Source organism: Bacillus sp. PS95 (genome assembly GCF_037963565.1).
Lineage (GTDB): Bacteria > Bacillota > Bacilli > Bacillales > Bacillaceae > Bacillus > Bacillus subtilis.
This window is the reverse complement of sequence record NZ_CP150160.1, coordinates 1,103,031-1,127,647: the sequence shown is the minus strand read 5'-3', so window position 1 is coordinate 1,127,647 and position 24,617 is coordinate 1,103,031. Positions and strand designations below refer to the sequence as shown.

The window sequence follows — 24,617 nt, the reverse complement described above, 5'->3', positions numbered from 1 at the left end:
CCAAAGCCTAGGACATCATCAGGCGGCGTGCTGTTTCAGCTGCCGCTTTAATGCCAGTTTCCAAATCTCCAAGAGATGCATAGGAATATGACAGCCTGATGCTGTTTCGGTCTTCACCGTCATAAATGTAGCCGGGATTCACAAGCACCTGCCGTTTCAGCAATCCATAAAAGAAACGGCTGACAGGCAGGTTTTTGTGAAATGTCACCCAAATATAAAAGCCGCCTGCGGGAATCCGCCACGTGGCAATGTCCCCGGCATACCGCTCGAGAAAATGAACGGCGGCGTCTCTCCTTTCTTTAAGCTTCCTGCGTACCCAAGTCAGATGCTCTTCATAATACCCCTGTGACAGCCACTCGGCAGCCGCCCACTGGGAAAGGCCGCTTGATCCGTAGTCTGTCTGCATTTTAATGTCCGCCAACCTTTCAATAACCGGCTCCGGACCGGCAAGCCAGCCGATTCGCAGACCGGGGCTAACCGTTTTTGAAAACGTGCCCAGATACAGAATATTGCCCTCATGATCCATTGCTTTCAACGGCTGCGGAGGTTTTTCTTCAAACCATAAATCACCGTACGCATCATCCTCAATGATGGGCAGCTGCTCTTTTTTTGACAGGCTGATGATCTCTTTCCTTCGCTGCTCTGACATGACTGTGCCTGTCGGATTATGAAACGACGGAATCGTGTAAAGCAGCTGTCCTCCATATTGTTTTCGATTAGAAGAAACAAGCCCCGCTTTGACCCCTTCATCATCCATCGGCAAGCCGCGAAGCCGCATCCCAGCTGATTGAAATACATGCAAGGATTGAAGGTAGGACGGCTTCTCCGTCAAAATGACAGAATCTCGTTTTAAAAGTCCAATTGAGATGAGCTGAAGTGCCTGAAGTGCACCGGACACAATTAAAATTGCAGACGGTGACACATGGATCTTCTTTCCTTTTAAATGGTCGGCCACTGCCTCCCGCAGCTGACGGTTTCCTTTCGGCTGCTCATATCCTAAAGACAGGAAGCCCGGATTGATTTGCTGAAACATCCGTCCAATTGTGTCAGCAGGCACAAGATCCGGTGAAAGTTCTCCAGTTCCTAATCTGATGATATCCGCTCTTGGTTCGTTCTGATTAATAGCTTGGATGATGGAAGAATTGGCGCGATGAATGCCCGAACGGACGTAATCGCTCCAATCAAGCGGAGGCTCAGCCGCCAGCACGCTCCAAGTACTGTTTACAACCTTCGTACCGCCGCCTCTTCTTCCCTCTAACAAGCCTTGAGACGTGAGTTCATCTATGGCTGCTGTGACTGTGCTCCGGTTGACTTGAAACATGTCAGCCAGCGTTCTCTGTGAGGGGATTTTCGTCCCTACAGCCCACTCTCCGTGAAGAATCTTGTCTTTCATATATTGTTCGATCTGCCGATGCAGCGGAACATCCGACTTTCGGCTTGGCTGCCATTGCGACAAGGTCATGCCCCCCTTTTTTACACATTATACATTTGGTTGGTTCCTAACCCAACCAAATGGCTGGAGACTTTAGTGACAATCTCTCTTATGATTGAAAAAAATGTGAAGGGAGCTTTTTCAGCATGAATGCAATCATTCACGGAATTGTGCTCGCGTTTGGCTTAATTTTGCCGCTGGGAGTGCAGAATGTGTTTATTTTTCAGCAAGGCGCGTGGCAAAAGCATATTTGGCGGGCTCTCCCAGCTGTCATCAGTGCTTCAGTCTGCGATACCCTGTTAATCGTATTAGCCGTTGCGGGCGTGTCTGTCATTGTGCAGGAGCTGCCTGTGTTTGAGACAGTCATGATGGCCGGCGGATTTTTATTTTTGCTTTATATGGGCTGGGTGACTTGGAACAGCCGTCCGAACACAAGCCAAAACGAGAAACATACGTTCACACCAAAAAAGCAAGCTGCGTTTGCGGCCGCTGTTTCTCTTTTAAACCCGCATGCCATTCTGGACACGATCGGCGTCATCGGCACGAGCTCTCTTCAATATTCGGGGCTTGAGAAATGGCTCTTTATGGCCGCCTGCATCGCTGTGTCTTGGATTTGGTTTATCAGCCTTGCAATAGCGGGCCGATTGTTTCAGACGATAGATACGAGCGGCAGGCTTATGCTGATCGTAAACAAATGCTCTGCAGCGGTAATGTGGGCAGCGGCAGGATATTTTGGGGTGTCACTCTTTTGCAATTGAAGGAGAAACAGATGAAAAAAACGAATTTCTTAGAAAAGGGGGCATGCTGATGACTGATGCAAAACAGTTTTATGACTATCATTCTTGGGCAAACAAGAAAATATTTACCCATATCGAAAACCTGCCGGAGGAAACTGCCTATCAAGAAGTAAAGAGCGTATTTCCTTCTGTCAGCGACGTGCTGCTTCATATGTGCAGGGCTGACTACATTTGGCTCAATGTTCTTTCGGGAGTGGCCTACCAAGAGATTATAGACAGCGCAGGCAAATTAGAGTCCGCGCAAGGTAATATGGCAGCGATTAAACAGCACGCTGCCGAGCTGGAGTCACAGTATCATGATTTCTTCAGCCGCCAGACGGACTTAGAACAGACCTTCACAATGCAGCATCCGAAACTAGGTACACTGGAATCAACCTATGCAGACACCATCCTGCATGTCGTCAATCACGGGACTTACCATAGAGGGAACGTAACCGCCATGCTGAGACAGCTGGGCCATTCAGGCATACCTACTGATTATATGTACTATTTATATGAGAAAAGAGAAAGCAAGGGCTAAAATGTCCTTGCTTTTTTTTGCGGAAAGCCTCAAATGCAACATATTAGCTTTTACATACCTGTATAAGTGCGCTTCACATCTAGCTGTACCGGCCTGCCGCTTCGAAAGGAATTGGTTGCGGCGATACCCACTTCTAAATTGATCGTCGCATCAATATCAGTCACAATCGGTGTTTTTCCATTCCGGACACACTCGGCGAAATGCTGAAGCTCCAAGCAGTAGGCTTCATGAAAACGAGTTTGAAAGTCTGGAATGATATCAAAACTGCTCCCTTTAGCCGATAGGATGGTCACATGTTGATGTCTCAATGTCCCTATGAAAATACTGCCCTCTGTCCCGATCACCTCCGCCCGGATGTCATGTCCGTATGGAGAGGTTCTGCTTGCCTCGACGTCCCCCGCTGCGCCGGAGTCAAATTCAATATACGTCAGCGCCTGATCCACATCACCATACTGCTCCATAAACGGATTGTTCAGAATCCTGCCGTGTCCTGAAACAGAAGTGATTTCCGCCCCTAGCAAATAACGGGCAATATCATAGTCATGGATGGAACAGTCAATAAAAATTCCACCGCTGTGTTTGATAAATTCTGCGGGAGGCGCGCCTTGGTCGCGCGTAAAGCCTTTATAATAGATAGGTTTGCCGATTTCACCCGCGTCAATCCGCCGCTTGGCATCTGCGTATGCGGGATCGAATCGTCTCATAAAGCCGACTTGGCAAATGACACCTGTCTCCTTCACTTTTTCAGAAACTGCTCTAGATTCCTCAAGGCTTAATGTCAGCGGTTTTTCAACAAAGATCTGTTTGCCGTTCTCGGCAGCTTTGATGATCATATCACCATGTGTGCTTGTCGGCGTTACGATAATGACAGCATCAATGTCAATATCTTCCAACACTTCATACGGGTCCTCTGACCATTTTTCGATACCGAGTTCTCTGGCAACCTGCTCCGCTCTCCCTTTTAACGGATCACCGACACAAACCAGCTTTGCCCCCGGCACACTGGTGACGAGATTTTTCGCATGATAATAACCGAGCCTTCCTAATCCCAATACTGCACATCTTACTTGATGTTCCACGTCCCATCCTCTCCTTTATCTCATTTCAGGCTCGCTTTGAGAAAGCGCTTTCTCTTAACAGCTAAAAAAACAGCGGTTCTATCCGCTCTGCCATTTTGCGCAAGCGCTTTCTCAAAAGATGGTTTCATTTTACACCGCCTTTGGTTTACACGCAATATGTTTTTTTGGCTTCAACTGTCATAATGAAAAAACCCGCTCATTAGCGGGCTCATGTGTTGAGCGGTGATGTAGAATGTCTGACTACAAGTTCAGGCGGGAGCACTATTTTTTGTTTCGCCTTTCGTTTTCCCTCTATTGCTTCTGCCAGCAGTTCGATGACGCTCCGCCCCATCTCTTTTATCGGCTGGGCTACGGTTGTCAGGGGCGGAGCCGCCATTTCTGCGAGTATCGTATTATCAAAACCAATGATAGAAAGTTCATCCGGCACTTTTATGCCTCTTATCCTCGCAGCTTGTATGGCGGCACAAGCCAATACGTCGTTGAAGGCAAAAATAGCAGTCGGAGCGTTCCTGTCGAGCAATTTTCCCGCTTCTTCCTTGCCGCTTTCCAAGGAAAACCGCGTCTGGATGATAAGTGATTCATCAATGGGCACGCCCGCTTCCTCCATCGCCTGACGGAAGCCTTTGATTCTATTTTTTTCGCCTGTCGTTGACCCGTCTCCGATAATGCAGGCGATGTTCGTGTGGCCGAGTGACAGAAGATGCTTGGCAGCCTCATATCCGCCACGAACGTCATCTATCACAACAATATCCATCGGAAGAAGCGGCTTATCCTGAGAAATCATGGCAACCGGAATTTGTTCACTGGCGATTTCCTCCAAAGCAGACATACTGTCATGGCTTTCAATCCCTGTTGCAAAAATAATGCCATCCACCTTTTTCTGTTTCAGCACAGAAAAATACTTTGTTTCTTTTTTCGGATCGTAATCGGTGCTGCAAATCAACATTTGAAAACCGAGCTCATCCGCTCTTTCCTCAATGCTTTTGGCCAGTTCGCCGTAAAACGGATTTGAAATATCAGGCGCCACGAGAGCAATCATATTCGTTCGTTTTCCCGTTAACGCCGCGGCGTGAACATTGGGCGTGTATGCCATTTCATTCATGACATTCATGACCTTCTGCCGTGTTTTATCGCTGATTCTCCCCGTATTGTTTATCACACGGGACACAGTTGTGATCGAGACACCCGCCGCCTTTGCCACATCGTAAATTGTTGTTTTCATGTTCATCCCTCGTCTGGTTATTGAACTTTCCGGCTGACAATTTTCCGGTATTCAATTGGTGAAATGCCTTCTATCTGCTTAAAGAGTTTTGAAAAGTATGTCGGATCTTCCATTCCGACCGTTTCCGCAATAACGCCCATTTTATCATTTGTAGAGGATAAAAGACGCTTCGCTTCCGTCATTCTCACCCGGTTCGTGTATTGTGCCGGAGTTACGCCGAGCACCTGCTGCATGCAGCGGCTCACATAATCCTGATGATAGTGAAGGGCGAGCGACAGATCCTTGATTGTCGTCTTTTCCTTATAGTGCTCCTGTAAGTACCGGGCCGCCTCCCAGGCTACCCGCTCTTTCGCAGACGGTATTTGGAACGCTTCTTTTTGAAGATGCAGCATCAGCTCCTCAAATAAGATTTGCTTTCTGAGGGGCAAATCAGAGTTTTCCGCGGAGTAATCGATCAGCTTTTCAAACTGCTGCGCCATAAACTGCGGGCGCTGCACCTTGCCTTTTCTCGGCAAAGCCAATCCGTAGCGGGCCGGCTCTTCGAAGCTCCCTTTTTCCTGCTGAAGCTCAGACCAGTTGCTGCCTCCCTTTGCCGTAAATTCATATCGATGTTCATCGAAGTGAAGCCAATAGTAGGAGGTTGCTTCATCACTGCCCTTCGTCCCGTAGTGTTCAAGACCGGGAGAAAGCAAGATGTACTCGCCGCCTTCAACAGAAAACGATGTTTCATTTTCCGTTATATATAACGTTCCCTGTTTGACATATATCAGATCAAACACGGAGAATACACGTTTCACATGGGTTTCTCCTTTTTTAAAAACCCCTTCCCCAGCTGCGATAAATACCGGAAAAGGCGGGACTGTAAACAGGATGCGAGGCATTTGAATCATCCTCCTTTTTAAGTCGGATTTTTACAAGAAGTATCGTTTCTATCCCTTTTTATTATAAGGAAATGGAGGTACACTTTAAAACGTTGATTTTATTTACGAAAGGGGTTAGACACTATGAAACAAGCTGTCTTCAAATCAACTGCTTTGAAAAAACCCGCTGACAAAACGTTCTCATTATTTTCGCTTACTTGGCCGATCTTTATTGAGGTCTCATTATATATGTTTATGGGTAATGCCGATACACTGATGCTCAGCCAATACTCGGATAACAGCGTGGCAGCAGTCGGCGTCAGCAACCAGATTTTAAATTTAATTATCGTGATGTTCAGCTTTATCGCAACAGGAACGACCGTTATCATTTCACAATTTCTAGGCTCACGGCAAAAGAAAGAAGCCATGGAAGTCGCTTATGTGTCAATCGGCGCCAACTTCTTCATCAGCCTGGCCATCAGCGCCGTCGTCTTTTTCGCGGCTGTCCCTCTGCTTCATATGATGGGATTATCAGACGCACTGATGCCTGATGCGAAAGTCTTTTTACAAGTTGTCGGAGGTCTGTCCTTTATTCAGGCTTTAATCATGACATTCAGCGCGATCTTAAAAAGCTACGGCTACACAAAAGATACAATGTTTGTCACTATCGGCATGAACATTTTAAACATTGCCGGAAACTTTGTTGTGATTTTCGGTTTGTTCGGCTTTCCTGTTCTCGGCGTTGCCGGTGTGGCCATGTCCACATCTATCGCCCGCGTCATCGGATTAATCGCGATGATTGTGATTGTCAACAAACGCATCCAGCTGAAGATGTCGCTGAAAAAAGTCTTTCATATGCATAAAGAGCATTTGCGCAAGCTGCTGAAAATCGGCATTCCTTCTGCGGGAGAGCAGCTTTCATACAACCTTTCGCAAATGATTGTCACGTATTTTATCGCCATCATGGGCGCGCAGGCGTTGACAACAAAAGTGTATACGCAAAATATTACGATGTTTATTTTGCTGTTCGGCACTGCGATCAGCCAGGGTACACAAATCTTAATCGGCCGTTATATCGGCGGCAAACAATTTGATGCCGCTTATGAGCGCTGCATGAAGAGCTTATGTTGGGCACTCGGAATTGCTGCGGCTACCTCTGTTTTGATGACGATCTTTTCAAAAGACCTGATCGGACTCTTCACACAAAGCCCTGACATTATAGCAACTGCAAGCCTATTGATTGCCATGACCATTATCCTTGAACCAGGCCGCTCGTTTAATGTCATTATCATTAACTCTCTGCGGGCCGCGGGGGATGCGAAATTCCCGGTTTACATGGCAATGATTTCAATGTGGGGCATCGGCCTCCCGCTTGCTTATCTTTTCGGCATCCACCTCGGTTTCGGTCTTGCCGGCATTTGGATTTCTTTTATCGCGGATGAATGGGTCCGGGGAATCTTAATGTACAGAAGATGGCGCTCACGTATTTGGATTCAAAAAGGTATGGCATAACACCCGGCTCAATCAAGGCCGGGTGTTTTTTTAGATATCAGAGAGAATCTGCTTCACTTCGGTCTCTGTGAGAGCGATGTGATGTTGAAATACATCGTGCTGCTTCGCCCGGATTTTTTCTATAACAGCCCGGTGCAAATGAAGAGCGGCTTTCACCGTTTTTTGAGAATACTGCGGAAATAGCGGCAAGGCATCCTGACACTCTTCAAGGTAGGCTTCTGCTTCAAAAGCGATATACTCCCACGTCATTGTGAACGCTTTATTTACGGTGCCTTTTTGGAGATCAGCCTCTGTATAGCCGAATTGCTGCATTACCTGACGGGGAATGCGGTTTTTTTGCTGATCTGTGCCAAGATCACTTAAGAAGCGAACCAGCTGTATGGCCAAGCCGAGAGAGACGGCTGCTTGTTTGAGCTGATCTTGTTTTCGGCGTGTCAGTATCGGCAGCAGCATCAATCCGGCAGCACCGCCCGTCCGATATGCGTACATGAGCAGTTCATCAAGGTCATCATACGGCTTGGCGTCTTCTTTTTGTGCGGCAATAAACTCCCGAAAAGGTTCGCTTTCCAATGTAAAGGTCCGATACGCATGATCAAAAGCCTTCCATAGATGTTGATTACCGTTATTTGTCCTTTGGTAAACATGATCAGCTTTAGCTTCAAATGCGGGCAATACCTTTTCGTCTGCACTGGCCGCCGTGTGGCAAAACGACAATACTGCCCAAGAGGCTTGTCTTTGCTTTAGCGGGAGATATGATAATGCTTTGAAACAGGCTGGCGCGTATTCGCCAACAATCTGTCCGCATTGCTGGTAAGCTTCTTTTATCTCTTTCATTTTCTCACTCCTATGTATCACTGCTTCTTCAAGTCTAGTATGTTTTTTCCTAATTGTATATGAAGAAAATGCCGATTCTTACTTTGTAAAAGTAACAAGACGCACAGCATCATCGACGAGATATGCATTATTATTTTTAATGCCATACAACAGGTAGAATGTAAACATTTCTCAATCATCACTTCATTAATAGAGGAATCACGGAAAAAAGGGCTAATTGTTATGATACATGATAGTATTGGAGTGAGTTCAGTGATAAAATTTTTTGAATATAACTGGCAGGTTAGAGATCAATGGTTTACTTGGTGTCATCAACTAACCACTGAAGAATTACTTAAAAACCGTCTTGGCGGAGTAGAGAATATTTTATATACCCTTTTTCATATTATTGATGTGGAATATAGTTGGATTCGTGCTATCCAAGGAAAAGAAGATATCGCTGTTCAGTTCGCTGATTATCAAACACTCAATAAAGTGAAATCTCTCTCAAATACATTCCGAACTGAAATAATTGATGTTTTACAAACACATTCAGATCAAATAAAAGATGAACTTGTAAGCGTTCCTTGGGAGACAAGCGTTTTATATACGCGAGATGAAATATTACACCATATCATCGCTCACGAAATTCACCATATTGGTCAACTTTCTGTATGGGCTAGGGAATTAAAGTTAAGCCCGGTATCAGCTAGTTTTATCGGCAGAACATTAAAACCTATTCATTCTTATTGAAGGAATGCGGGGGCAATTCGATAGTGCTGTTGTACAAAAAAGGATAGATAGAGCATATATTTCCCTGCTCATCTATCCTTCTTATTTAAATCTATACATCTCTGGCATTTAATCACATTTGCATTGAACCTACCTCTCGTCAATATCAATGCGATACGCTTCAAACCATGTATGAATTTGAGCAAGATGGGCGATCAGCTGAGGCCCCTTCATGAGCTGTCCGAACCACGGCACCTTGAAGGAGGAGCCTTCCGTTTCTAAAAGCTGATCTAATTGTTTTCTGTCCAGCAAGGTATGGAGCACGGAGTCCTTTTGGCTTCTGATCGTTTTCAGCCATTCGATGACGCCTTTTGTATATTCCGGATGGTGCGTTTTCGGATACGGGCTTTTTTTGCGATACAAAATGTCATCAGGCAAAATGCCCTCAAGCGCTTTGCGCAAAATGCCTTTTTCCCGGTTATCATGCATTTTCATTTCCCACGGAATATTCCAAACATATTCCACAAGCCGGTGATCGGCGAACGGCACCCGCACTTCCAGGCTCGCCCCCATGCTCATGCGATCCTTCCGATCCAAAAGGTTCGTCATAAACCAAAGCATATTTAAATAGAACAGCTGTCTTCTTGCTTTATCCACACCCGTTTCACCATCTAATAATGGCGTTTCTGCCAAGGTTTCTTCATATTTGGCATTTACGTATTCTTTCAGATTCAATTTTTTCTGCCATGAGTCAGAAAGCAGCTTGATCCGCTCCTCCGTTGATCTCATCCATGGAAAGCCAGACTCAACATCTGCCGTATGGAACCACGGGTACCCGCCGAAAATCTCATCCGCGCACTCTCCCGATAGGCTGACGACAAAGTCCTTTTTGATTTCCCGGCAAAACCACAGCAGGGATGAGTCGACATCCGCCATTCCCGGCAAGTCTTTGACCAGTACAGCTTCCTCCAAATGATCAACGAGATCTTTTTGGCTGATGACGCATTTGTGGTGCGTTGTGCCGAAAGTCTCTGTCATTTTTTCAATCCATGGTCCGTCATCATTCGGCTGAAAAGCGCTTGCTTGAAAATATTTATCGTTCTCTTCGTAATCAATCGAATAAGTATGAAGCGGTGCTTTTCCTTCCTTTTCAAAATGGCCCGCCGCAATCGCTGTAATCGCGCTTGAGTCCAGACCGCCTGATAGGAATGTGCAAACAGGCACATCCGACACAAGCTGCCGCGTCACCGCGTCCTGAAATAACGATCTGACATTGGCAACCGTGTCATCAAAACTGTCCGTATGTTTTTCGCTTTCAACATTCCAATAACGCCAAATATTAAGTCCGTCTTTGGAAAATGTCAGCGCGTGAGCCGGGCGGATTTCTTTTATGCCTTTAAATATGCCAGTGCCCGGGGTTCTGGACGGTCCAAGACCGAAAATTTCAGAAAGTCCCGTTCTGTCCACTCGCGCTTTTATATCAGGGTGCGCGAGGATTGCTTTGATTTCCGACCCGAAGAGAAATGAAGAGCCTTCCTTCGTGTAAAAAAACGGCTTTACGCCGAGACGGTCTCTCGCGGCAAACAGCAAATTTCGCTTTTCATCCCACACAGCGAAAGCGAAAATGCCATTGAGATGGTCGACACAGTCTTCCTGCCATTCGATGTAGCTGTGCAGAAGCACCTCGGTATCTGACGTACGTTCGAATTGATGGCCCCGCGCCCGCAATTCTTTGCGCAAATCTTCCGTGTTATAAAGCTCGCCATTGTAAATAATGGTGTACGTATCCCCTTTATAGGTACACGCCATCGGCTGGCGTCCGCCTTCAATATCAACAACCGCAAGTCTTTTATGTCCGAATAAAACATGGTGCTCCCCCCAAACGTTTGAATCATCAGGCCCTCGTTTGGAAAGAGTGTCTGTCATTCTGTCCATCGTTTGTTTTTCCTGGACGAGCTGCTTTTTAAAATCGACCCAACCCGTAATTCCACACATGTGACATCAGCTCCAATCCCGTTTCTTTCGTAACAATTTCGTTTCTTTCAGCACCTTAGTAAGTTTATGCATCTATAGGCAGATAGTTGATTTGTCCATAAAAGAGTTGTATGGGACAGGCTTGAATTGGAAAGAAAAGAGAGGAATGAAGAAAAAGGAGACAGCATGGATGAAACGGAAACAATTGTTATATACAGAGGAACGAAAGTGGGAATACGGCACCATCCTCATTGAAGACGGCATCTGCTTAATCGAAAACGGTGAAGGCGATATACTGCTGGCGGACAGTCTCCAACACAGCCCAATCTGGATCCATCATAAAGGAAAGTGGGAGCAAGCCGGCTTTCAGGACAAGTTGGTTTTGGCATGCGGTGCAGAAAACATCTCCCTTTCCGGCGGAGAACGCATCCGCTATGAGAAATCAGTCAAGCGGCCGCTCATGGCGCTTTTGGATTCGCTTGACGACGAAACCTTTCTCGCATTTCTGCAGCACTTGCACAGCTTCGGCTTATCGGTATTCGATTGCGTCTTTTCTTATAATAAAGGAGTCTTTTCGGATACTTCGGCGGGGCAGGGTGTATCCTTTTATCACTTTTCAAATGACACCGCACAATGCGCGATGCAGCATCACTACAGCAACGAAGGGACAGGAGACCGTTTTGAATGGACGGCTTCAAACGGAAAGCGATCCATTATGTATTCAGCAGTCCAACGGGGGCGCAAATAAAAAAGCGGTGCATCGAGCACCGCTTTTTGGTTACTTTTCAACAACAACTTTTGCTTCCTTGCTTTCTTTTTTATCTGTATCCGCAGCCGTGACGTACAGCACCGTTCCGGCTTTTTGTTTTTTGATTTTCACCGAAAACGTTCCTTTTGCGTCAGCTTTGGCAGAAGCAATGACTTTCTTTGATTTGTTTTTCACTCTGATCATCGCTTTGCTGTTTGCCTTCCCTTTTACTGCCGTATCCTTCGTTTTCACCGCGTTTACTTTCGGTGTGCCGGAAGGTTTTCCTTTGACGACGACAACTTTATACGATGTTTTCGCATCGCCTTTTGTTGCTTTCACATACAGTACTTGATCCTGTTTTTGAGTCGCGATATTCACCTTGAACGCATTGTCTTTTCCGGCTTTGGCGCTGCCGAGTTTCTTTTTGCCGTTCATCACCTCGATAAGTGTGCCTTCCTTCGCGTTTCCTCTGACAGCTGTTTGAGTGCTTTCCAGCTTGTTGACCTTAAGCTGTAAATCAGCTGCGCTGACAGCCTTCATGACATTCAGCCGCCCGTAGCCTGAATGCCAGTCTACACCAGGTGTCTTCGGAATTTCAATCGGATCGCCATAATCGTCATACAACTCTTCTTCTCCGCCATCGACACTTTCAAAGGAAATATCATCTGCCGTCTTTTTCAACATATCCTCAACTTCTGTTCTTTTCAGCTTAGGATTTTGAGCAAACAGCAATCCTGCAGCAGCGGCAGCATACGGCGTCGCCATAGACGTTCCGCTCATGTACGTGACATTTCCGTTCGGCACTAAGCTCGGGATATCAGACCCTGGAGCAGAGATGTCCAGACCTTTTCCATAGTTAGAGAAATCAGCGGTCATATCCATGCGGTTCGTTGCGCCGACTGACATCACATATTTAGAAGATGCAGGATAAGATAAGGCATTTTCTCCATCATTCCCGCTGGCTGCGGCAATCAAGACATTTTTGTCAGCTGCGTACTTCAAAGCAAATTCAAGCACGCGGCTGTAGCCTCCGCCTAAACTTAAATTAATCACCTTTGCTCCTTTGTCAGCAGCATATTTGATGCCGAGAGCAATTTGTTCAGTATCTCCGGAACCTGCGGAATCAAGCACTTTTACCGGGATAATTTTTGCTTTGGCATTCAATCCAGTCATTGAATAGCCGTTATCGCTTTGGGCCGCAATAATGCCTGCGACATGCGTCCCATGCCCCTGATCATCCATTGCATTGTTATTTCGTCCGACAAAATTGTGTCCGAGATCTGTTCTTACTTTTCCTTTTAAATCGGCAAGCGTGCTGTCTACGCCTGTGTCTACTACTGCAATGAGTGTATCGTTAAGCTTGCGTTTGGACAGCAATGTGTTGGCAGGCTCATATTTCACATCCGCATTTTTGACACCGCCGTTTTCACCAGTGTTTTTAAGCGGCCATTGGTAAGGATACTGAATATCGTTTGCCAAGCTTTTGTATTCCTGTACGGGTTCCGCAAACTCTACATTGGACATCTTGGATAGTGTCGCAGCAGCGCTTTTGACCCTTTTGGCGCTTGCCGTATATGCGCCGTTCTGTTTCTCGTCTTTCGGAAGTTCAAATGAATACAGATTGTCAAACAGTTTCTTTGCCTTTTTCACATTAGATATGTCTTTTTTCGATTGCGCGCTTGCAGAAAAGCCCTTCATTTCATTATGTACGGATGAGAGGCTTTTATTGTCCTTCACCTTGAAAATAACCTTTGTTGTCTGAACTTCACTTTTTGCTGCAATATTGTTTTCTGTTAAAATGGCTCCGGCTGTTTTGCCTTGCAGCTGCTTCATATTTAGTCGGTCCGCTTGTTTCTTTATCTCCTCTTTAAGGAATGACGGGACTGATTGTAAAGCTTTATCATATAGCCGGTTGATCGCTTTTTGATCCTTTTCAGTGACCTTATACGAAGATGATGCTCCGTTTTCTGACACATCGTCAAATAACGGCTTTAATGTCACAAGATCCTGATAGATTTCATTTCTTGCTGTTTTATTGAGTGCGAGCTTTGCTACGATAAACGGTGCTGCTTTGTAATAAAGGCTTGTCAGTTTTTTGCCTTCTGCTGTTTGGCTCAGCTGCTCATCACGAATCGCTCTCAACTTATCCAGGATGCCTTTTCCTGATTTCTTCTGATCGACACTCATTTCAACCGGACAAGCTTCTTCCTCTTCTAAATCTGACGGCTGTTTTTTGGTGCCTTTATACCCAATCGTATACTTGGCTTCTGCAGCTGCTTCTGCCGTTCCGCCGTCCTCTGGCTCTTCTTCTCCGAGGTATTCAACTTTTACATAGTAAGGGCCGCTCCACGCGTATGGAAAAATGACTTCGCTTTTTCCATCCTCCGCTGTGAAAGAACGGTACATCTCAAACGTCTCATCTTTAAGCGCTTTTTCCTTACTTGGATATACAGATACATTCAGTACTGAATCACTCTTTACGGTCAGTGCCATATGTGAGTTTTTCTGAATATCCGTTGCTCCCGGGGTCACTTTGTACCATTTCACCTGTTCCGGCTCCTTCATGGCGCCTGTCTGCTCTTTGCCGTTTTCCAGAGCAGCCGCCTGATCGATCGCGCCGGCCGCTGCAGCTTTGGTTCCCGGAGAAAAAAGGCTGAAAATCAGTGCAAAAATAAGCACTGCCGCCACAACCGAGCTGAATTTTCTGCGTTTCATGTTATCCCTCCTGCAAAATAATGAATCTCCTTGAAGGTATCATAATTTCATAGGACGAGATACCGCTTACAGGGAATTTTAAGGTTATTTTAAATGATTTGGAATATGAGGGGATAAATATAAAAAAACCCAACTCTATCAAAGAGCCGGGTTCATAGGTTTTTCTATTAAAACAATTGAAAACCAATTGGCAAATGCAGACCGAGCAGCACTGTCAGCAAAAGGACAATGACGAAGCCGACCCACAGGCCTCCTGTTGATTTTTCTTTTTTCTTGCGGATGAGGAGCATTTCCATCAGGCCGATGGTGATAATGCCCAGAATCATTTTGCCGGCGTATTCTCCGTTCCAGTTGGCGAAACGGACAAACAGCTCAGCTCCTGTCAAAATAATAAGGATATAGAATAACCGCAGAATCATATGAGTGATTTTTGCGCCCTTTGCACTTCCTGACGAATACAGCGAGTAGCTGACGAAAAGCAGAATCAGCGCTACCACCCATGTCGTAATATGTAGGTGTGTCATATATGTTCCCCCTATCAGATAAATTACCCCACTTATAGTACCATGAACTTGTCCTCTGCCACAAAGATGATTGTCAGAAAAAACGGGCGGGTCCGGGTCCGCCCTCCAGTTTTATTCAGCCAATTTGGTTTGACAGCGTTCCGATCGGATCAATTGTAATATCAATTTTATCACCTGACCGCAAGAATTTTGGAGGCGTAAACCCCTTGCCGACACCAGACGGCGTACCGGTGGCAATAATGTCGCCCGCTTCAAGCGTCATCCCCTTTGAGAGGGTTTCAATTAATTCCGGAATGGAAAAGATCATATCGCTTGCCGAACCGGATTGGCGCAGCTCGCCGTTGACTCTTGTTTCAACCTTGAGGCGCTCTGGCTCCTGAATCGTTGATTTATGTACAAGCACGGGCCCCATCGGACATGTCGTATCCAAGCTTTTTCCGATAAAAAACTGCTTATGCCTTTTTTGCAGATCACGCGCCGTGATATCATTCACAATCGTATATCCGAAAACATGGTCATATGCATCTTCTTTTGAAATGCGGGTCCCGCTTTTTCCGATCACGACAGCAAGTTCTCCCTCATAATCAAGCTGAGAGGTAACCTCTTCATGGCTCTTTACGATATCACCATGCCCCGTAACCGTTACCGGCGATTTTGTAAATACCATCGGATGCTCCGGAATATCAGCCTCGCTTCCCATTTCAATCGCGTGATCCCGATAGTTTTTGCCGATGCAGATGATATTTTTTGATGGCTTCGGAATGGGTGCATGGAGCTTCACCTCAGATAATGAATACATAAATGATCCCAGCTCATCATTCGGTTTCTTTGCCCACTCGGCCAGCTGCCTTGCATGCGCAACGAATTTATCCCCTTCTGCGATACATTCAATCAGCGATCCCGGAATCGTCTCAAGTTCAAACAGTTTTTTTTCAGCCTTTTGCAAATCCATAATTTTCTCATCGTCAATGATCAGGCCGACAAACATTCGGTTGTAAAGTTCCCCTGTCGCAAATTTCATGTTATTCCTCCATCATCTTTTAAATCAGAATGCTCCTTCATGTATTCTCTGTCGAATGCTGAAATCCCTTTTTCTCATTTCCGTTTTCATTTCGTTTCAGGACGGGCTTGCTCTACATATCATACAAATGTCGTTTTGAGAAGGAGGAAAGAATATGGAGCGCGTGCATTTATTTTTTCATCGGGAGCAGCTAAAAAGGAAAGGTACTGCCAAGGGGCTTTTCGTAACAGATCGATCTGTTTCTCCCATTCTTCTCACACAGCGTGACAGAGCGGAAAAGGCATCCTATGAAATCAGCTGGGAAAAGTCTCTGCTTGGTGAAAGGACACTTTTTTTGAATGCAGAACAGGATGATCCGTCCCTGATGCGGCGCAGACTCGCCTATTGTTTTTTTGACCAGATCGGCGTACCTGCTCCCGCTGCCTCGTACAGCTTTCTGACCATCAATGGCCAGCCTGAAGGCATTTATTTGAACATCAATAACCATCAGCCAGCCAGTAAAACGAGTTACGGAGTGAAGACGGCCGATCCAAGGGTTCCGTTGTCCCTTTTTAACAATGATTCCTCGGCATTCTTACATGAATTTTTCATACTGATCCGCACAGCCGGAGATGACGAATTGGCTGAAAGGATTAAATTGTATCTGGATGTCAAGCTGTTTTTTTTGTGGCTGATCGGCAACGCCTGCACCAATCAAGGCTTTTACTACACATTTTGTTTAAACGAATCCGGCCGGCTTTACGTTTCCCCGATAGAGACAAGATCGCTTGCCGTACAAGAATGGTATGACGAAGACCCGCTTCTGACAAAAGGAAAGACGCTTTCGTCAAGGCTTCTATCCATTCCCGCCTTCCGGTCGCAATATCACACATTAATGAAAAACGTGCTGAAGCGGTCGTTTACTATTGAACGATTATCTCCTCTCATCAACGAATGGCACCTTGACATTTGTCAAAGTGCTGCTGATGATCCTTTTATCAAAAAAAGCCCCTTTCAGATCGAAAAGGAGCAGACAAACATACTTAGAGAAATTGAGGAACGGCAGGACTTTTTGCAAGCACACTTAGCAAGACTTTAGTCCTTTCTCCATTAAAAAGGCCGCAGCAAAAATTGTCGCTTTTTTAGTCAAATTGACGAAAGGCAACCTTTTGAGCCAAAATAGGTTATACTAACGATATCCTGTATTTATATCAAAATAAAATCTAGAATTGGAGATAGCGTAATGAACAGTAAAATTGAAGAAATGAGGATCACACTAATTGAAACCGCACAAAAATACGGCATGAATTCAAAAGAAACGATTCAATGCAGCCAAGAGCTGGATATCCTGCTGAATACCCGGATTAAAGAAGAAATGATTTTTGGGAGATATCTTGAAAACTCCCGTATGTAAATCATTTTCTATAACAATTAGAATACACCACATGTAACTCCGCTTTTTGCTCAGCACTTCTGGGATATACCTCAGGGCGAGAATGTGCCCGCCCAAAAATCGAATACCGCAGCACGACATACTCCAAAAAGCATTCTACACGCAAAAACACCAAAGAAATAAACAAAAATCACCCTAGGCGGATAGCGGCATCCTTCGCCGCATTTCCGCTCAATTTATACCCAACATCCTCTTTTGCCATGTTTAAACATAACGGCCCGAAAAAATAAAACGCTTTCATCAAGAGCCGATATGTCCCCTTTAAATTTCTCTCACACATATGTGCGTTTGTCATAAGCTATCGTGAATAGCCCAATTGAAATCAGAATTGTCATTTCACTTTACCTGTCTTTTTTTAATTTTTCAACAAAGGATGTGCTCGTATGCCGGCCATTGTCGGAGCGTTTAAAATTAATGCGATTGGTACGAGCGGAGTCGTTCACATCGGGGACTGCATTACGATTTCTCCTCAGGCTCAGGTCAGAACGTTTGCCGGTGCTGGCAGCTTTAATACCGGCGACAGCCTCAAGGTGATGAATTATCAAAACGCGACGAATGTGTATGACAATGATGCGGTTGATCAGCCGATCGTGGCCAATGCGTAAAAGGAGTGAGGCTCATGAACTTCTATATTAATCAAACCATTCAAATCAACTATCTCCGGCTGGAATCAATCAGCAACTCCTCCATTCTGCAAATCGGGAGCGCCGGATCAATCAAGTCACTGTCAAATTTGTATAATACAGGAAGCTATGTAGAACCGGCACCAGAAGTTTCTGGCTCAGGGCAACCGCTCCAGCTGCAGGAGCCCGACACAGGTTCATTGGTCCCGCTCCAGCCTCCTGGCCGTTAATCATATGAAAGAGGTGAAGAACATGTATGATCAATCTGTTTCCTCTTACCTGCAAAACTTGAATTCCTTCGTTCAGCAGCAGGCGATTCACATTCAGCAGCTCGAACGTCAGCTGAAAGAGATTCAAACTGAAATGAATACGATGAAACAGCGGCCGGCCACTACCATTGAGCGTGTGGAGTATAAATTTGATCAGTTGAAAATCGAAAGGCTCGACGGGACTTTGAACATCGGTTTAAATCCAACTGACCCGAACAGCGTCCAAAACTTTGACGTCAGCCAGTCGACACCGCAAATCGGGATGATGCAGCAGGAAGAGAGCGCTCAGCTCATGCAGCAGATCCGCCAGAATGTCGACATGTACTTAACCGAGGAAATCCCAGATATTTTGGAACAGCTTGAAAATCAATATGACAGCAGACTTGACGATACAAACAGACATCATGTTATTGAAGACATCAGAAAACAAATGGACAGCAGGATTCACTATTATATGTCCCATATCAAAAAAGAAGAAAATACACCGCCTGCACAATATGCAGAACATATCGCTGAGCATGTGAAGCGTGATGTCATCCGCGCTGTAGAACACTTTCTGGAGCATATTCCATCAGAAATGAAAGGAGATGAGCAAGCATGATCTTTACAGTCATCAACCGCAGCTTGGAAGTCGGGGACATCCGGATGAACGGTGTGTCCAGTTCCTCCGTTTTCCACATCGGAGACACTGAATCCATTTACCTGTCTTCTATTTTTGATACACCGCCTGAATCTCTTATTATTGGGCCGTTTGCTCCGCTTGCGCCAGAATAATGCTTAAACGCATATCGCGCATCAGACTAGTTAAGTTTAATTCTCTCGGGATCGCAAGTGTGTTTCAAGTTGGCGACACAAATGAAATCGATATGAGTGTAAAAGTATTTGCTGTGCAGCGTTCTCTGTCCACGTTTTACCATAATGAAGGCTCATTTAACAAAAAGGAGTATCAGATCTTTCAGCAGCAGGCCGTGAAGCCGCTCCCCGAAACAGGTGTACAAAGCGCGTTTTGCCACGAGGTGCCGGCTATTTATGTTCGCAGCATCAAAATTCAAGGGGTCTCAGCCTCTTCTGTTTTACATGCCGGATCAGCTTCGCTTATTCGCGGTGATGCGAGACTCAAACATATCAGACAGATTCAGTCTCCGCGCTCACAATCGCCCGCCAAGAACATATAATAAACAGAGACTTCGATAAAGGGTGTCGTTTATGCCAGCAATTGTCGGGCCTATAGCTATCAATTCCATATCGGGCGGAGTCGTAAACTTTGGTGATTCCTTTTACCTTTCTCCGAAAAGCTCTTCAAAATCTGCGCTCGGTTCGGGAGCAGGAAACACGGGAGATTTCCTTCTATTAAATAATGCAGTCAACGCGACAAATTATATAGACCCCGATGTCAACGATCAGGATATGGTTGGAAACGGATAAAAGCAGCCGCTCTGCAAAGAGAGGGCTGCTTTTTAGTCATTTTTTCTTTTTTCGTTCATTTGATTTCTTTGTTTTGATCAGCTTCTCAGGCGGCTGTTTTCTGATCCATTTGACAAACCGGGCAAGCTCTGGATCGCTTCTGAGTCCAGCCATTCCGTTTAAACGTACGGCGAGCTCTTGATTGGTATATAAGGCATGAATCTGTTTATGGCAAGGAATACAGAGCATCGCTGTCGGCAAAAACGTTCCGCCTTCCTCTTTCGGTGTGAGATGATGCTCTGTCAGCTGGACATTGCTCCGGCCGCACAGCTCACATATTCCGGCAGTCTGCTTTGCCATATCCGCTCCTCCCTTACATCAACTCAAGTGATACCCGCGTACCGCGGCCGCTCGGTTCAGCCGAATGAACGATCAGCTTTTTCGGAAGCCGTGCACGCAGTTCCTGCACATGGCTGATGACACCGACAGCCAGATTGTCTGACTGAAGTTTTTCCAAGGCCGTTACAACCGTATCAAGCAGATCTTGATCCAGTGTGCCGAAGCCTTCATCTAAGAAAAAGAACTGCAGCGGGTATTCCCCCCGAAGCTGAATCTGCGCAGACAGCGCAAGAGCAAGTGAAAGCGAGGTGAGGAAGGTCTCTCCTCCAGACAAACTGGAAACCGGGCGTCGTACGCCTCCATTCGCGTCATCCCGCATCACGAAGCCGCCTTCTGAATCTACTTCGATAGCATAGCGCTGTCTTGTCAGCATACTGAGTCTTGCTGAGGCGTCCCTCGCAACGCTTTCAAGCTGCTCCTCAGCTAAAAATTCGACGAAGGTATTGCCTTTAAACACAGCTTGCAGCTTGTCCAGCCTGTCGATATGCGTCTGCCATTTTTTCAGTTCAGCTTCAATTTCATTAAACCGTTTATGATGGTCGCGAATGACAGCCAGTGCTTTTGCTGCCGCGCCTTTTTCCTCTATAGCAGCGCCAAATGCGTCCTCAGCTTCTTGTAATGCTGCAACGGTTTCGTTCCATTCGCTCTCTGATAATGCTCTGCCGGCAAGTATCTCTGCTACTCGTTTTAAGTTTGCAGCATTTTGCTTCAGTTTATCCATAAACTGGTCTATGCCGGTTTTCATCTTTTCAAGTTCATCAGCTGGGATGAGACTTTGTTCAACCTCCTCAGTCCGGGTAATGGAGGTGTTTTTTGTATTCTCAAGCCAAGCAGCTTTTGCTTTTTCCAATCTGCCCTTCGCCTCTTGAAGAGTGAGCTCGCTTGCAGAAGCGCGGCTTTTCGCTTGGTTGAGCTTCATTTGGGCGCTTTGCAGTTCTTCATATAAAGATTGTTCTTTTTCCTTTAACAGCTTTAGATCCTGCTGGACAGAGCGGAGTTTGATTTGAATCGAATCTCCTTTTGCATAATCTCCGAGTTCGTGCTCATAATCAGCTATCACGCTCTTGATGCGTTCAGCCGCATAGTGAAGCTCCAGCTTTTCCCGTTCAAGCCGGTGTCCAGATTCCCGCAGTTTTTCCTTTTGTGCTTCATGCTCAGCAAGAAACGCGATACTCTTCTCAATTCGTTTTTCACATTCTTCTGCAGCCCGGTCCTTTTCTTCAATGGCTTGCTGCCATTTTTCTGCTTCGTCCACAGATTGATTCTGAAATGCTTCTTTAAACATGTTCAGACTGCTGTCCATTGAGGATTGAAGCTCGCTGATGATGCTTTCAATACGGTCAGCTTCTCTTTTTTCAAAACCGATTTTTTCATTAAGCTGCTCGGCCTTTTTTAAAGACTCCTGATAGGCGCCAATCATTTGTGCCATTCGTGTCTTAACAGAAAGAATGTCCTGCTTGATTCGTTTCCATTCGAATTTGGCAGTTTCAAATGCTTCATACACCGGCTGATGTTCGAAGGAAGCTGCCGCTTCAAGGTTCTGTGTTTGAATTGTCTGCAAAAACGGACACTGTTCAATAAAGCGCGCGGACTGTTCTTCAAGCGTAATTTTGGCTGAAAGAATCTCCTGGCTGAGAGCTGCAGCTTCCGTCAATAACACATCTGTCCGTTTGATGTCCTCTTCAAGATGGCTGTCGGCTTCATACGTTTCATGTACTGAGGCAGATGGATCATGATCGGTTGAACCGCATACAGGGCAAGGCTTTCCGGCAGTCAGCTTTTGGGCTAACTCTTTTGTCAGCAGTGCCACCCTTGCTTTTTCACGCTGTAAGTGAAGCGTGTGTTGACTCTTTCTAGCCTCTTCCGTCATATGTGTTAATGAGCGTTCCGTTTCGCACACCAAATGGTACACAGTTTGTACAGCCTCATATGCCTGAATGATGTTGTTTTCTTCCGCTTCCGTCTTTTGAACGAGTGTATTCTTCTCTTCATTCATCTTCTGCAGCACGAGGTTCAATTCTTCACTTCGTTTTTTCTCTTTTTTGATTTGCTCCTCGGTTTGTCTGATGCGCAATGCCATTTCTGCAGCCTGATGGCAGCTTTTTCGCTCATTGGATGTCACCTGCAGGGATTTGAGCTGCTGTTTCAATTCTGTCTGTCTGTTTTGCCCTCGTGTCAGGCGGTCTGTTACGGTCTCCAATTCATTCATGACAGATTGAAGAGCCTCTTCTTTCTGCCGGAGGTCAGCCTTTTTGCGCTCTTCCTCTTGCTTGGCCTCACTCAGTTTGATTTCGATTTCCTGCAAGCGTGAAAGCTGTTCCTGTTTGGCTAAAAGCTCAGGCTCTTTCTCACTTTTATGCTGGCGCCACGCTTCATACTCTTCGTGTTTTTGCTGAAAGAAAGCTGTCCGGTCTGCTAAATCCTTTTGGGCTAGCGTTTGTTCCTTTTCAGCTTGCTCCTCATGCTGGATCGCTTCTGCGTACCGGTCCGCATAGGGCTTAAGGGCTGCTGCTGTTTCTGCTTCCAGCAGGCGTTTTTGCATGCTGTCTATATGCGGCTGTTCTTCTGCGAGACGTTTTTCCTCTTCTTCATAAGCGGATTTTTCCTTTTGGACATTCCATATCTCCTGATGCTCTGTAAACCGCTCCTTCGCCTGATCACGGTTCTTCCTCATCGCTTCCAGCCGGGCTTCAGCTTGTTCGAGAGCCTTTTCAGCCTGCTCCACTGCCTCTGAGCTCGCCTCACCGAGACCGGACTGTTCAGCAAGCATTTCATTTTTTCTCGCATTGGCTTCCTGCGCCTGCCGTCTCAGCTTTTTCACAAGCCTGTCTCCATATTGCTCCAAATTAAATAAACGCTGAAGCATATGCCTGCGCTCTGCCCCTTTTAAAGACAGAAATTCAGCAAATTTCCCTTGGGGCAGCACCACCGCTCTCGTAAAATCGTCGATCGTCAGCCCCAAGAGCTCCTCAACTCTTTTATTCACTTCGCTGGCTTTATCAGCCAGCACCGTATGCTCGTCCTTGATTTCGATGAAGCGGCAAAGTGCCGTTTTTACCTTCATTTCATCCGTTCTCTTAAACACACGCTCGACTTTGTATGAGATTTGGTGATTCGTCTGAAGCGCAAAGGTAAAGGAAACAGACAGCGTATCTTCCGCCTGGTTTAAGATACCGTGCGTATTATTCGCCGCCCGTTCCACCTTTCCGTATAAAGCAAGCGTCATTGCGTCGAGAATAGAGGATTTACCGCTTCCTGTCGGGCCGAAAATGCCGAAAACACCGGCACCGGAAAGGCCTTCAAAATCTATCGTCTGCTCCTCTCTAAAGCTGTGGAGCCCCTTAATGCTTAAGGCGATCGGCTTCATTTCGCATCCTCCTCTTCAACGCCTGATGCAAGCTCTAAAAACAGCTTCACCATTTCTTCATCCGGCACCGCACCGCCAGTTTGTTTTTCATAAAATTTCTTAAAGCGGTCCTCGATTGAGACATGTTTAACCTCGATCCGTTCCCGATCTTTGTTCTGTTCTTCAAAAACCGGCCTGATATGGATAAAGCCCGGGTGCGCCTTCCGCAGCCTGTGAATCTCTTCAAGTGACAGCTGGTCCGCGACACGGATTTCCAGGTCAATCCAAGCATTCTGATCTCTGCCTTCATCCAGCCAGCTGTACACCTCACTCAATCCATTTGCCGCTTTCCACTTCACAAGTGGCTTGCCGCTTGATAATAACACCTCTTGCCAAGTGGCCTCTTCCCCAGGCTTTGCGTCCACAATCGTCACTGATTTAGCGTAGCCCGCTTCAGAAAAGCTGTAGGCGAGCGGAGATCCTGAATAACGCGCAAGCGTCCTCGCCCGCTTGATCGTTTGCGGGCGATGCAAATGGCCGAGCGCAACGTAAGCGGCATCTGCCGGCAGGCTTTCAGCAGCCACCGTGTATGCACCGCCGACTTCAATCGGCCGCTCTGAATCGGTTTGGTTTCCGCCTGCCACATAAATATGGCTGGCGGCAATCTTCACTGCATCGGTCCGGAACCGGCTTGTCATATGCTCAAACGCCTGCCTGATTTTCACATCATAGTGATCACGGAGCAGCTTTTCATCAAACGTATCGGATAGCACTTCATTTAACCGCGCTTCAGATGGGTACGCCAGCGCTCCAACCGCCAAAAGCTCTCCTGCTGAAGGCACTTCAACATGAATCGGCTCTGTTGTCGGATAACCGATTAAATGAATGCCGTTTTCATGTGTCAGCGGTGAAGCGGCGGACAAACGGTCAGGATTATCGTGGTTTCCGGCAATGACTACGATCGGGCGCTTTCCTCTGTCGCTAAGCGCAGACAGGCTTTCATAAAACAGCTGCTCGGCTAAAGCTGGCGGGTTTACGGTGTCAAATGCATCCCCCGCCATTACAATGGCATCGATCTGCTCATCCTTTACAATCGTATTCAGTTCATCCAGCACATCGGCCTGTTCACTCAGCCTGCTTCTTCCTTCAAGCGTTTTTCCAAGATGCCAGTCAGCCGTATGTAAAATCCGCAAAT

Annotated in this window: 24 protein-coding genes and 1 pseudogene; 13 read left to right on the top strand and 12 right to left on the bottom strand. The window is 46.2% G+C overall.

The features are described 5' to 3' along the window. Window positions 1–7: 7 nt before the first annotated feature. Window positions 8–1,462, bottom strand: coding sequence for a PLP-dependent aminotransferase family protein (locus NSQ12_RS05840; protein ID WP_217024230.1), 1,455 nt, complete (start codon window positions 1,460–1,462; stop codon window positions 8–10). 66 nt (window positions 1,463–1,528) lie between these two features. Here NSQ12_RS05840 and NSQ12_RS05835 point away from each other — a divergent pair. Further along, window positions 1,529–2,190: pseudogene (locus tag NSQ12_RS05835) on the top strand (LysE/ArgO family amino acid transporter). 49 nt (window positions 2,191–2,239) lie between these two features. Then, window positions 2,240–2,749, top strand: coding sequence for a DinB family protein (locus NSQ12_RS05830; RefSeq protein ID WP_038428145.1), 510 nt, complete (start codon window positions 2,240–2,242; stop codon window positions 2,747–2,749). A 50-nt stretch (window positions 2,750–2,799) separates the two neighbouring features. Here the strand turns inward: NSQ12_RS05830 and iolX are convergent, their stop codons facing one another. From iolX to NSQ12_RS05815, 3 genes are all read right to left on the bottom strand, one after another. After that, window positions 2,800–3,828, bottom strand: a complete 1,029-nt coding sequence (gene iolX, locus NSQ12_RS05825; RefSeq protein WP_217024232.1) for a scyllo-inositol 2-dehydrogenase — start codon at window positions 3,826–3,828, stop codon at window positions 2,800–2,802. A gap of 208 nt (window positions 3,829–4,036) precedes the next feature. Then, window positions 4,037–5,050, bottom strand: a complete 1,014-nt coding sequence (gene degA / locus NSQ12_RS05820; RefSeq protein ID WP_217024234.1) for a transcriptional regulator DegA — start codon at window positions 5,048–5,050, stop codon at window positions 4,037–4,039. 17 nt (window positions 5,051–5,067) lie between these two features. Continuing rightward, window positions 5,068–5,931, bottom strand: coding sequence for an AraC family transcriptional regulator (locus NSQ12_RS05815; protein ID WP_003245539.1), 864 nt, complete (start codon window positions 5,929–5,931; stop codon window positions 5,068–5,070). A gap of 123 nt (window positions 5,932–6,054) precedes the next feature. Here NSQ12_RS05815 and NSQ12_RS05810 point away from each other — a divergent pair, with 123 nt between their 5' ends. Then, window positions 6,055–7,422, top strand: coding sequence for an MATE family efflux transporter (locus tag NSQ12_RS05810; protein ID WP_339176148.1), 1,368 nt, complete (start codon window positions 6,055–6,057; stop codon window positions 7,420–7,422). Between the two features lie 30 nt (window positions 7,423–7,452). Here NSQ12_RS05810 and farP read toward each other — a convergent pair whose 3' ends face one another. Continuing rightward, window positions 7,453–8,277 carry a farnesyl diphosphate phosphatase gene (farP, locus tag NSQ12_RS05805; protein WP_339176146.1) on the bottom strand — a complete coding sequence of 275 codons (825 nt, stop codon included), beginning with the start codon at window positions 8,275–8,277 and terminating at the stop codon, window positions 7,453–7,455. A gap of 231 nt (window positions 8,278–8,508) precedes the next feature. On the opposite strand from farP, the gene NSQ12_RS05800 reads away from it, so the two are divergent. Then, window positions 8,509–8,988, top strand: coding sequence for a DinB family protein (locus NSQ12_RS05800; RefSeq protein ID WP_080479538.1), 480 nt, complete (start codon window positions 8,509–8,511; stop codon window positions 8,986–8,988). Between the two features lie 129 nt (window positions 8,989–9,117). On the opposite strand, the gene asnB is transcribed toward NSQ12_RS05800, so the two are convergent. Continuing rightward, a complete protein-coding gene (gene asnB, locus NSQ12_RS05795; RefSeq protein WP_106073796.1) occupies window positions 9,118–10,962 on the bottom strand; it encodes an asparagine synthase (glutamine-hydrolyzing) in 1,845 nt (614 codons plus the stop codon). A gap of 145 nt (window positions 10,963–11,107) precedes the next feature. Here asnB and NSQ12_RS05790 point away from each other — a divergent pair, with 145 nt between their 5' ends. Next, window positions 11,108–11,689, top strand: coding sequence for a DUF2777 domain-containing protein (locus NSQ12_RS05790; RefSeq protein ID WP_326144903.1), 582 nt, complete (start codon window positions 11,108–11,110; stop codon window positions 11,687–11,689). 30 nt (window positions 11,690–11,719) lie between these two features. Here the strand turns inward: NSQ12_RS05790 and wprA are convergent, their stop codons facing one another. From wprA to NSQ12_RS05775, 3 genes are all read right to left on the bottom strand, one after another. Further along, window positions 11,720–14,404, bottom strand: a complete 2,685-nt coding sequence (gene wprA, locus NSQ12_RS05785; protein ID WP_339176143.1) for a cell wall-associated protease WprA — start codon at window positions 14,402–14,404, stop codon at window positions 11,720–11,722. A gap of 167 nt (window positions 14,405–14,571) precedes the next feature. After that, complete coding sequence (locus NSQ12_RS05780) at window positions 14,572–14,928, bottom strand: YisL family protein (RefSeq protein WP_003244937.1); 357 nt, start codon at window positions 14,926–14,928, stop codon at window positions 14,572–14,574. 115 nt (window positions 14,929–15,043) lie between these two features. Beyond that, window positions 15,044–15,949, bottom strand: a complete 906-nt coding sequence (locus NSQ12_RS05775; RefSeq protein ID WP_003233084.1) for a fumarylacetoacetate hydrolase family protein — start codon at window positions 15,947–15,949, stop codon at window positions 15,044–15,046. Between the two features lie 154 nt (window positions 15,950–16,103). Here NSQ12_RS05775 and NSQ12_RS05770 point away from each other — a divergent pair, with 154 nt between their 5' ends. The 8 genes from NSQ12_RS05770 (at window position 16,104) to NSQ12_RS05735 (ending at window position 19,698) form a co-directional block, all read left to right on the top strand. Further along, entirely contained in the window at window positions 16,104–17,027 is a 924-nt protein-coding gene (locus NSQ12_RS05770; protein ID WP_080529155.1) for a CotH kinase family protein, read from the top strand. Between the two features lie 144 nt (window positions 17,028–17,171). Next, a complete protein-coding gene (gene yisI, locus NSQ12_RS05765) occupies window positions 17,172–17,342 on the top strand; it encodes an aspartyl-phosphate phosphatase YisI (RefSeq protein WP_003233086.1) in 171 nt (56 codons plus the stop codon). Between the two features lie 422 nt (window positions 17,343–17,764). Next, a complete protein-coding gene (locus NSQ12_RS05760; RefSeq protein ID WP_003233088.1) occupies window positions 17,765–17,986 on the top strand; it encodes a spore germination protein in 222 nt (73 codons plus the stop codon). A gap of 14 nt (window positions 17,987–18,000) precedes the next feature. Continuing rightward, window positions 18,001–18,234 (top strand): spore germination protein GerPB, encoded by a 234-nt coding sequence (gene gerPB, locus NSQ12_RS05755; protein WP_003233090.1) that lies wholly within the window; start codon window positions 18,001–18,003, stop codon window positions 18,232–18,234. 22 nt (window positions 18,235–18,256) lie between these two features. Then, entirely contained in the window at window positions 18,257–18,874 is a 618-nt protein-coding gene (locus tag NSQ12_RS05750) for a spore germination protein GerPC (protein ID WP_003245548.1), read from the top strand. Continuing rightward, window positions 18,871–19,047 (top strand): spore germination protein GerPD, encoded by a 177-nt coding sequence (gerPD, locus tag NSQ12_RS05745; protein ID WP_003233093.1) that lies wholly within the window; start codon window positions 18,871–18,873, stop codon window positions 19,045–19,047. The genes NSQ12_RS05750 and gerPD overlap by 4 nt, the downstream gene beginning before the upstream one ends. Continuing rightward, window positions 19,047–19,448 (top strand): spore germination protein GerPE, encoded by a 402-nt coding sequence (locus NSQ12_RS05740; protein ID WP_010886467.1) that lies wholly within the window; start codon window positions 19,047–19,049, stop codon window positions 19,446–19,448. The genes gerPD and NSQ12_RS05740 overlap by 1 nt, the downstream gene beginning before the upstream one ends. A gap of 31 nt (window positions 19,449–19,479) precedes the next feature. Then, window positions 19,480–19,698 carry a spore germination protein gene (locus NSQ12_RS05735; RefSeq protein ID WP_003233096.1) on the top strand — a complete coding sequence of 73 codons (219 nt, stop codon included), beginning with the start codon at window positions 19,480–19,482 and terminating at the stop codon, window positions 19,696–19,698. Window positions 19,699–19,734: 36 nt separating this feature from the next. On the opposite strand, the gene hlpB is transcribed toward NSQ12_RS05735, so the two are convergent. From hlpB to sbcD, 3 genes are read right to left on the bottom strand one after another with little or no spacing between them, the layout of a single operon-like run. Then, window positions 19,735–20,037 (bottom strand): HNH nuclease-like protein HlpB, encoded by a 303-nt coding sequence (gene hlpB, locus NSQ12_RS05730; protein WP_213414398.1) that lies wholly within the window; start codon window positions 20,035–20,037, stop codon window positions 19,735–19,737. A 13-nt stretch (window positions 20,038–20,050) separates the two neighbouring features. Further along, a complete protein-coding gene (sbcC, locus tag NSQ12_RS05725) occupies window positions 20,051–23,443 on the bottom strand; it encodes an exonuclease subunit SbcC (RefSeq protein WP_339176139.1) in 3,393 nt (1,130 codons plus the stop codon). Beyond that, window positions 23,440–24,615, bottom strand: coding sequence for an exonuclease subunit SbcD (gene sbcD, locus NSQ12_RS05720; protein ID WP_160243255.1), 1,176 nt, complete (start codon window positions 24,613–24,615; stop codon window positions 23,440–23,442). The genes sbcC and sbcD overlap by 4 nt, the downstream gene beginning before the upstream one ends. Between the last annotated feature and the right edge of the window lie 2 nt (window positions 24,616–24,617).

Coding starts and splice junctions, on each gene's coding strand:
- NSQ12_RS05840 (WP_217024230.1), bottom strand. CDS start 1,462: ATGACCTTGTCGCAATGGCAGCCAAGCCGAAAGTCGGATGTTCCGCTG.
- NSQ12_RS05830 (WP_038428145.1), top strand. CDS start 2,240: ATGACTGATGCAAAACAGTTTTATGACTATCATTCTTGGGCAAACAAG.
- degA (WP_217024234.1), bottom strand. CDS start 5,050: ATGAAAACAACAATTTACGATGTGGCAAAGGCGGCGGGTGTCTCGATC.
- NSQ12_RS05815 (WP_003245539.1), bottom strand. CDS start 5,931: ATGCCTCGCATCCTGTTTACAGTCCCGCCTTTTCCGGTATTTATCGCA.
- NSQ12_RS05810 (WP_339176148.1), top strand. CDS start 6,055: ATGAAACAAGCTGTCTTCAAATCAACTGCTTTGAAAAAACCCGCTGAC.
- asnB (WP_106073796.1), bottom strand. CDS start 10,962: ATGTGTGGAATTACGGGTTGGGTCGATTTTAAAAAGCAGCTCGTCCAG.
- NSQ12_RS05790 (WP_326144903.1), top strand. CDS start 11,108: ATGAAGAAAAAGGAGACAGCATGGATGAAACGGAAACAATTGTTATAT.
- wprA (WP_339176143.1), bottom strand. CDS start 14,404: ATGAAACGCAGAAAATTCAGCTCGGTTGTGGCGGCAGTGCTTATTTTT.
- NSQ12_RS05780 (WP_003244937.1), bottom strand. CDS start 14,928: ATGACACACCTACATATTACGACATGGGTGGTAGCGCTGATTCTGCTT.
- NSQ12_RS05775 (WP_003233084.1), bottom strand. CDS start 15,949: ATGAAATTTGCGACAGGGGAACTTTACAACCGAATGTTTGTCGGCCTG.
- NSQ12_RS05770 (WP_080529155.1), top strand. CDS start 16,104: ATGGAGCGCGTGCATTTATTTTTTCATCGGGAGCAGCTAAAAAGGAAA.
- yisI (WP_003233086.1), top strand. CDS start 17,172: ATGAACAGTAAAATTGAAGAAATGAGGATCACACTAATTGAAACCGCA.
- NSQ12_RS05760 (WP_003233088.1), top strand. CDS start 17,765: ATGCCGGCCATTGTCGGAGCGTTTAAAATTAATGCGATTGGTACGAGC.
- gerPB (WP_003233090.1), top strand. CDS start 18,001: ATGAACTTCTATATTAATCAAACCATTCAAATCAACTATCTCCGGCTG.
- NSQ12_RS05750 (WP_003245548.1), top strand. CDS start 18,257: ATGTATGATCAATCTGTTTCCTCTTACCTGCAAAACTTGAATTCCTTC.
- gerPD (WP_003233093.1), top strand. CDS start 18,871: ATGATCTTTACAGTCATCAACCGCAGCTTGGAAGTCGGGGACATCCGG.
- NSQ12_RS05740 (WP_010886467.1), top strand. CDS start 19,047: ATGCTTAAACGCATATCGCGCATCAGACTAGTTAAGTTTAATTCTCTC.
- NSQ12_RS05735 (WP_003233096.1), top strand. CDS start 19,480: ATGCCAGCAATTGTCGGGCCTATAGCTATCAATTCCATATCGGGCGGA.
- hlpB (WP_213414398.1), bottom strand. CDS start 20,037: ATGGCAAAGCAGACTGCCGGAATATGTGAGCTGTGCGGCCGGAGCAAT.
- sbcC (WP_339176139.1), bottom strand. CDS start 23,443: ATGAAGCCGATCGCCTTAAGCATTAAGGGGCTCCACAGCTTTAGAGAG.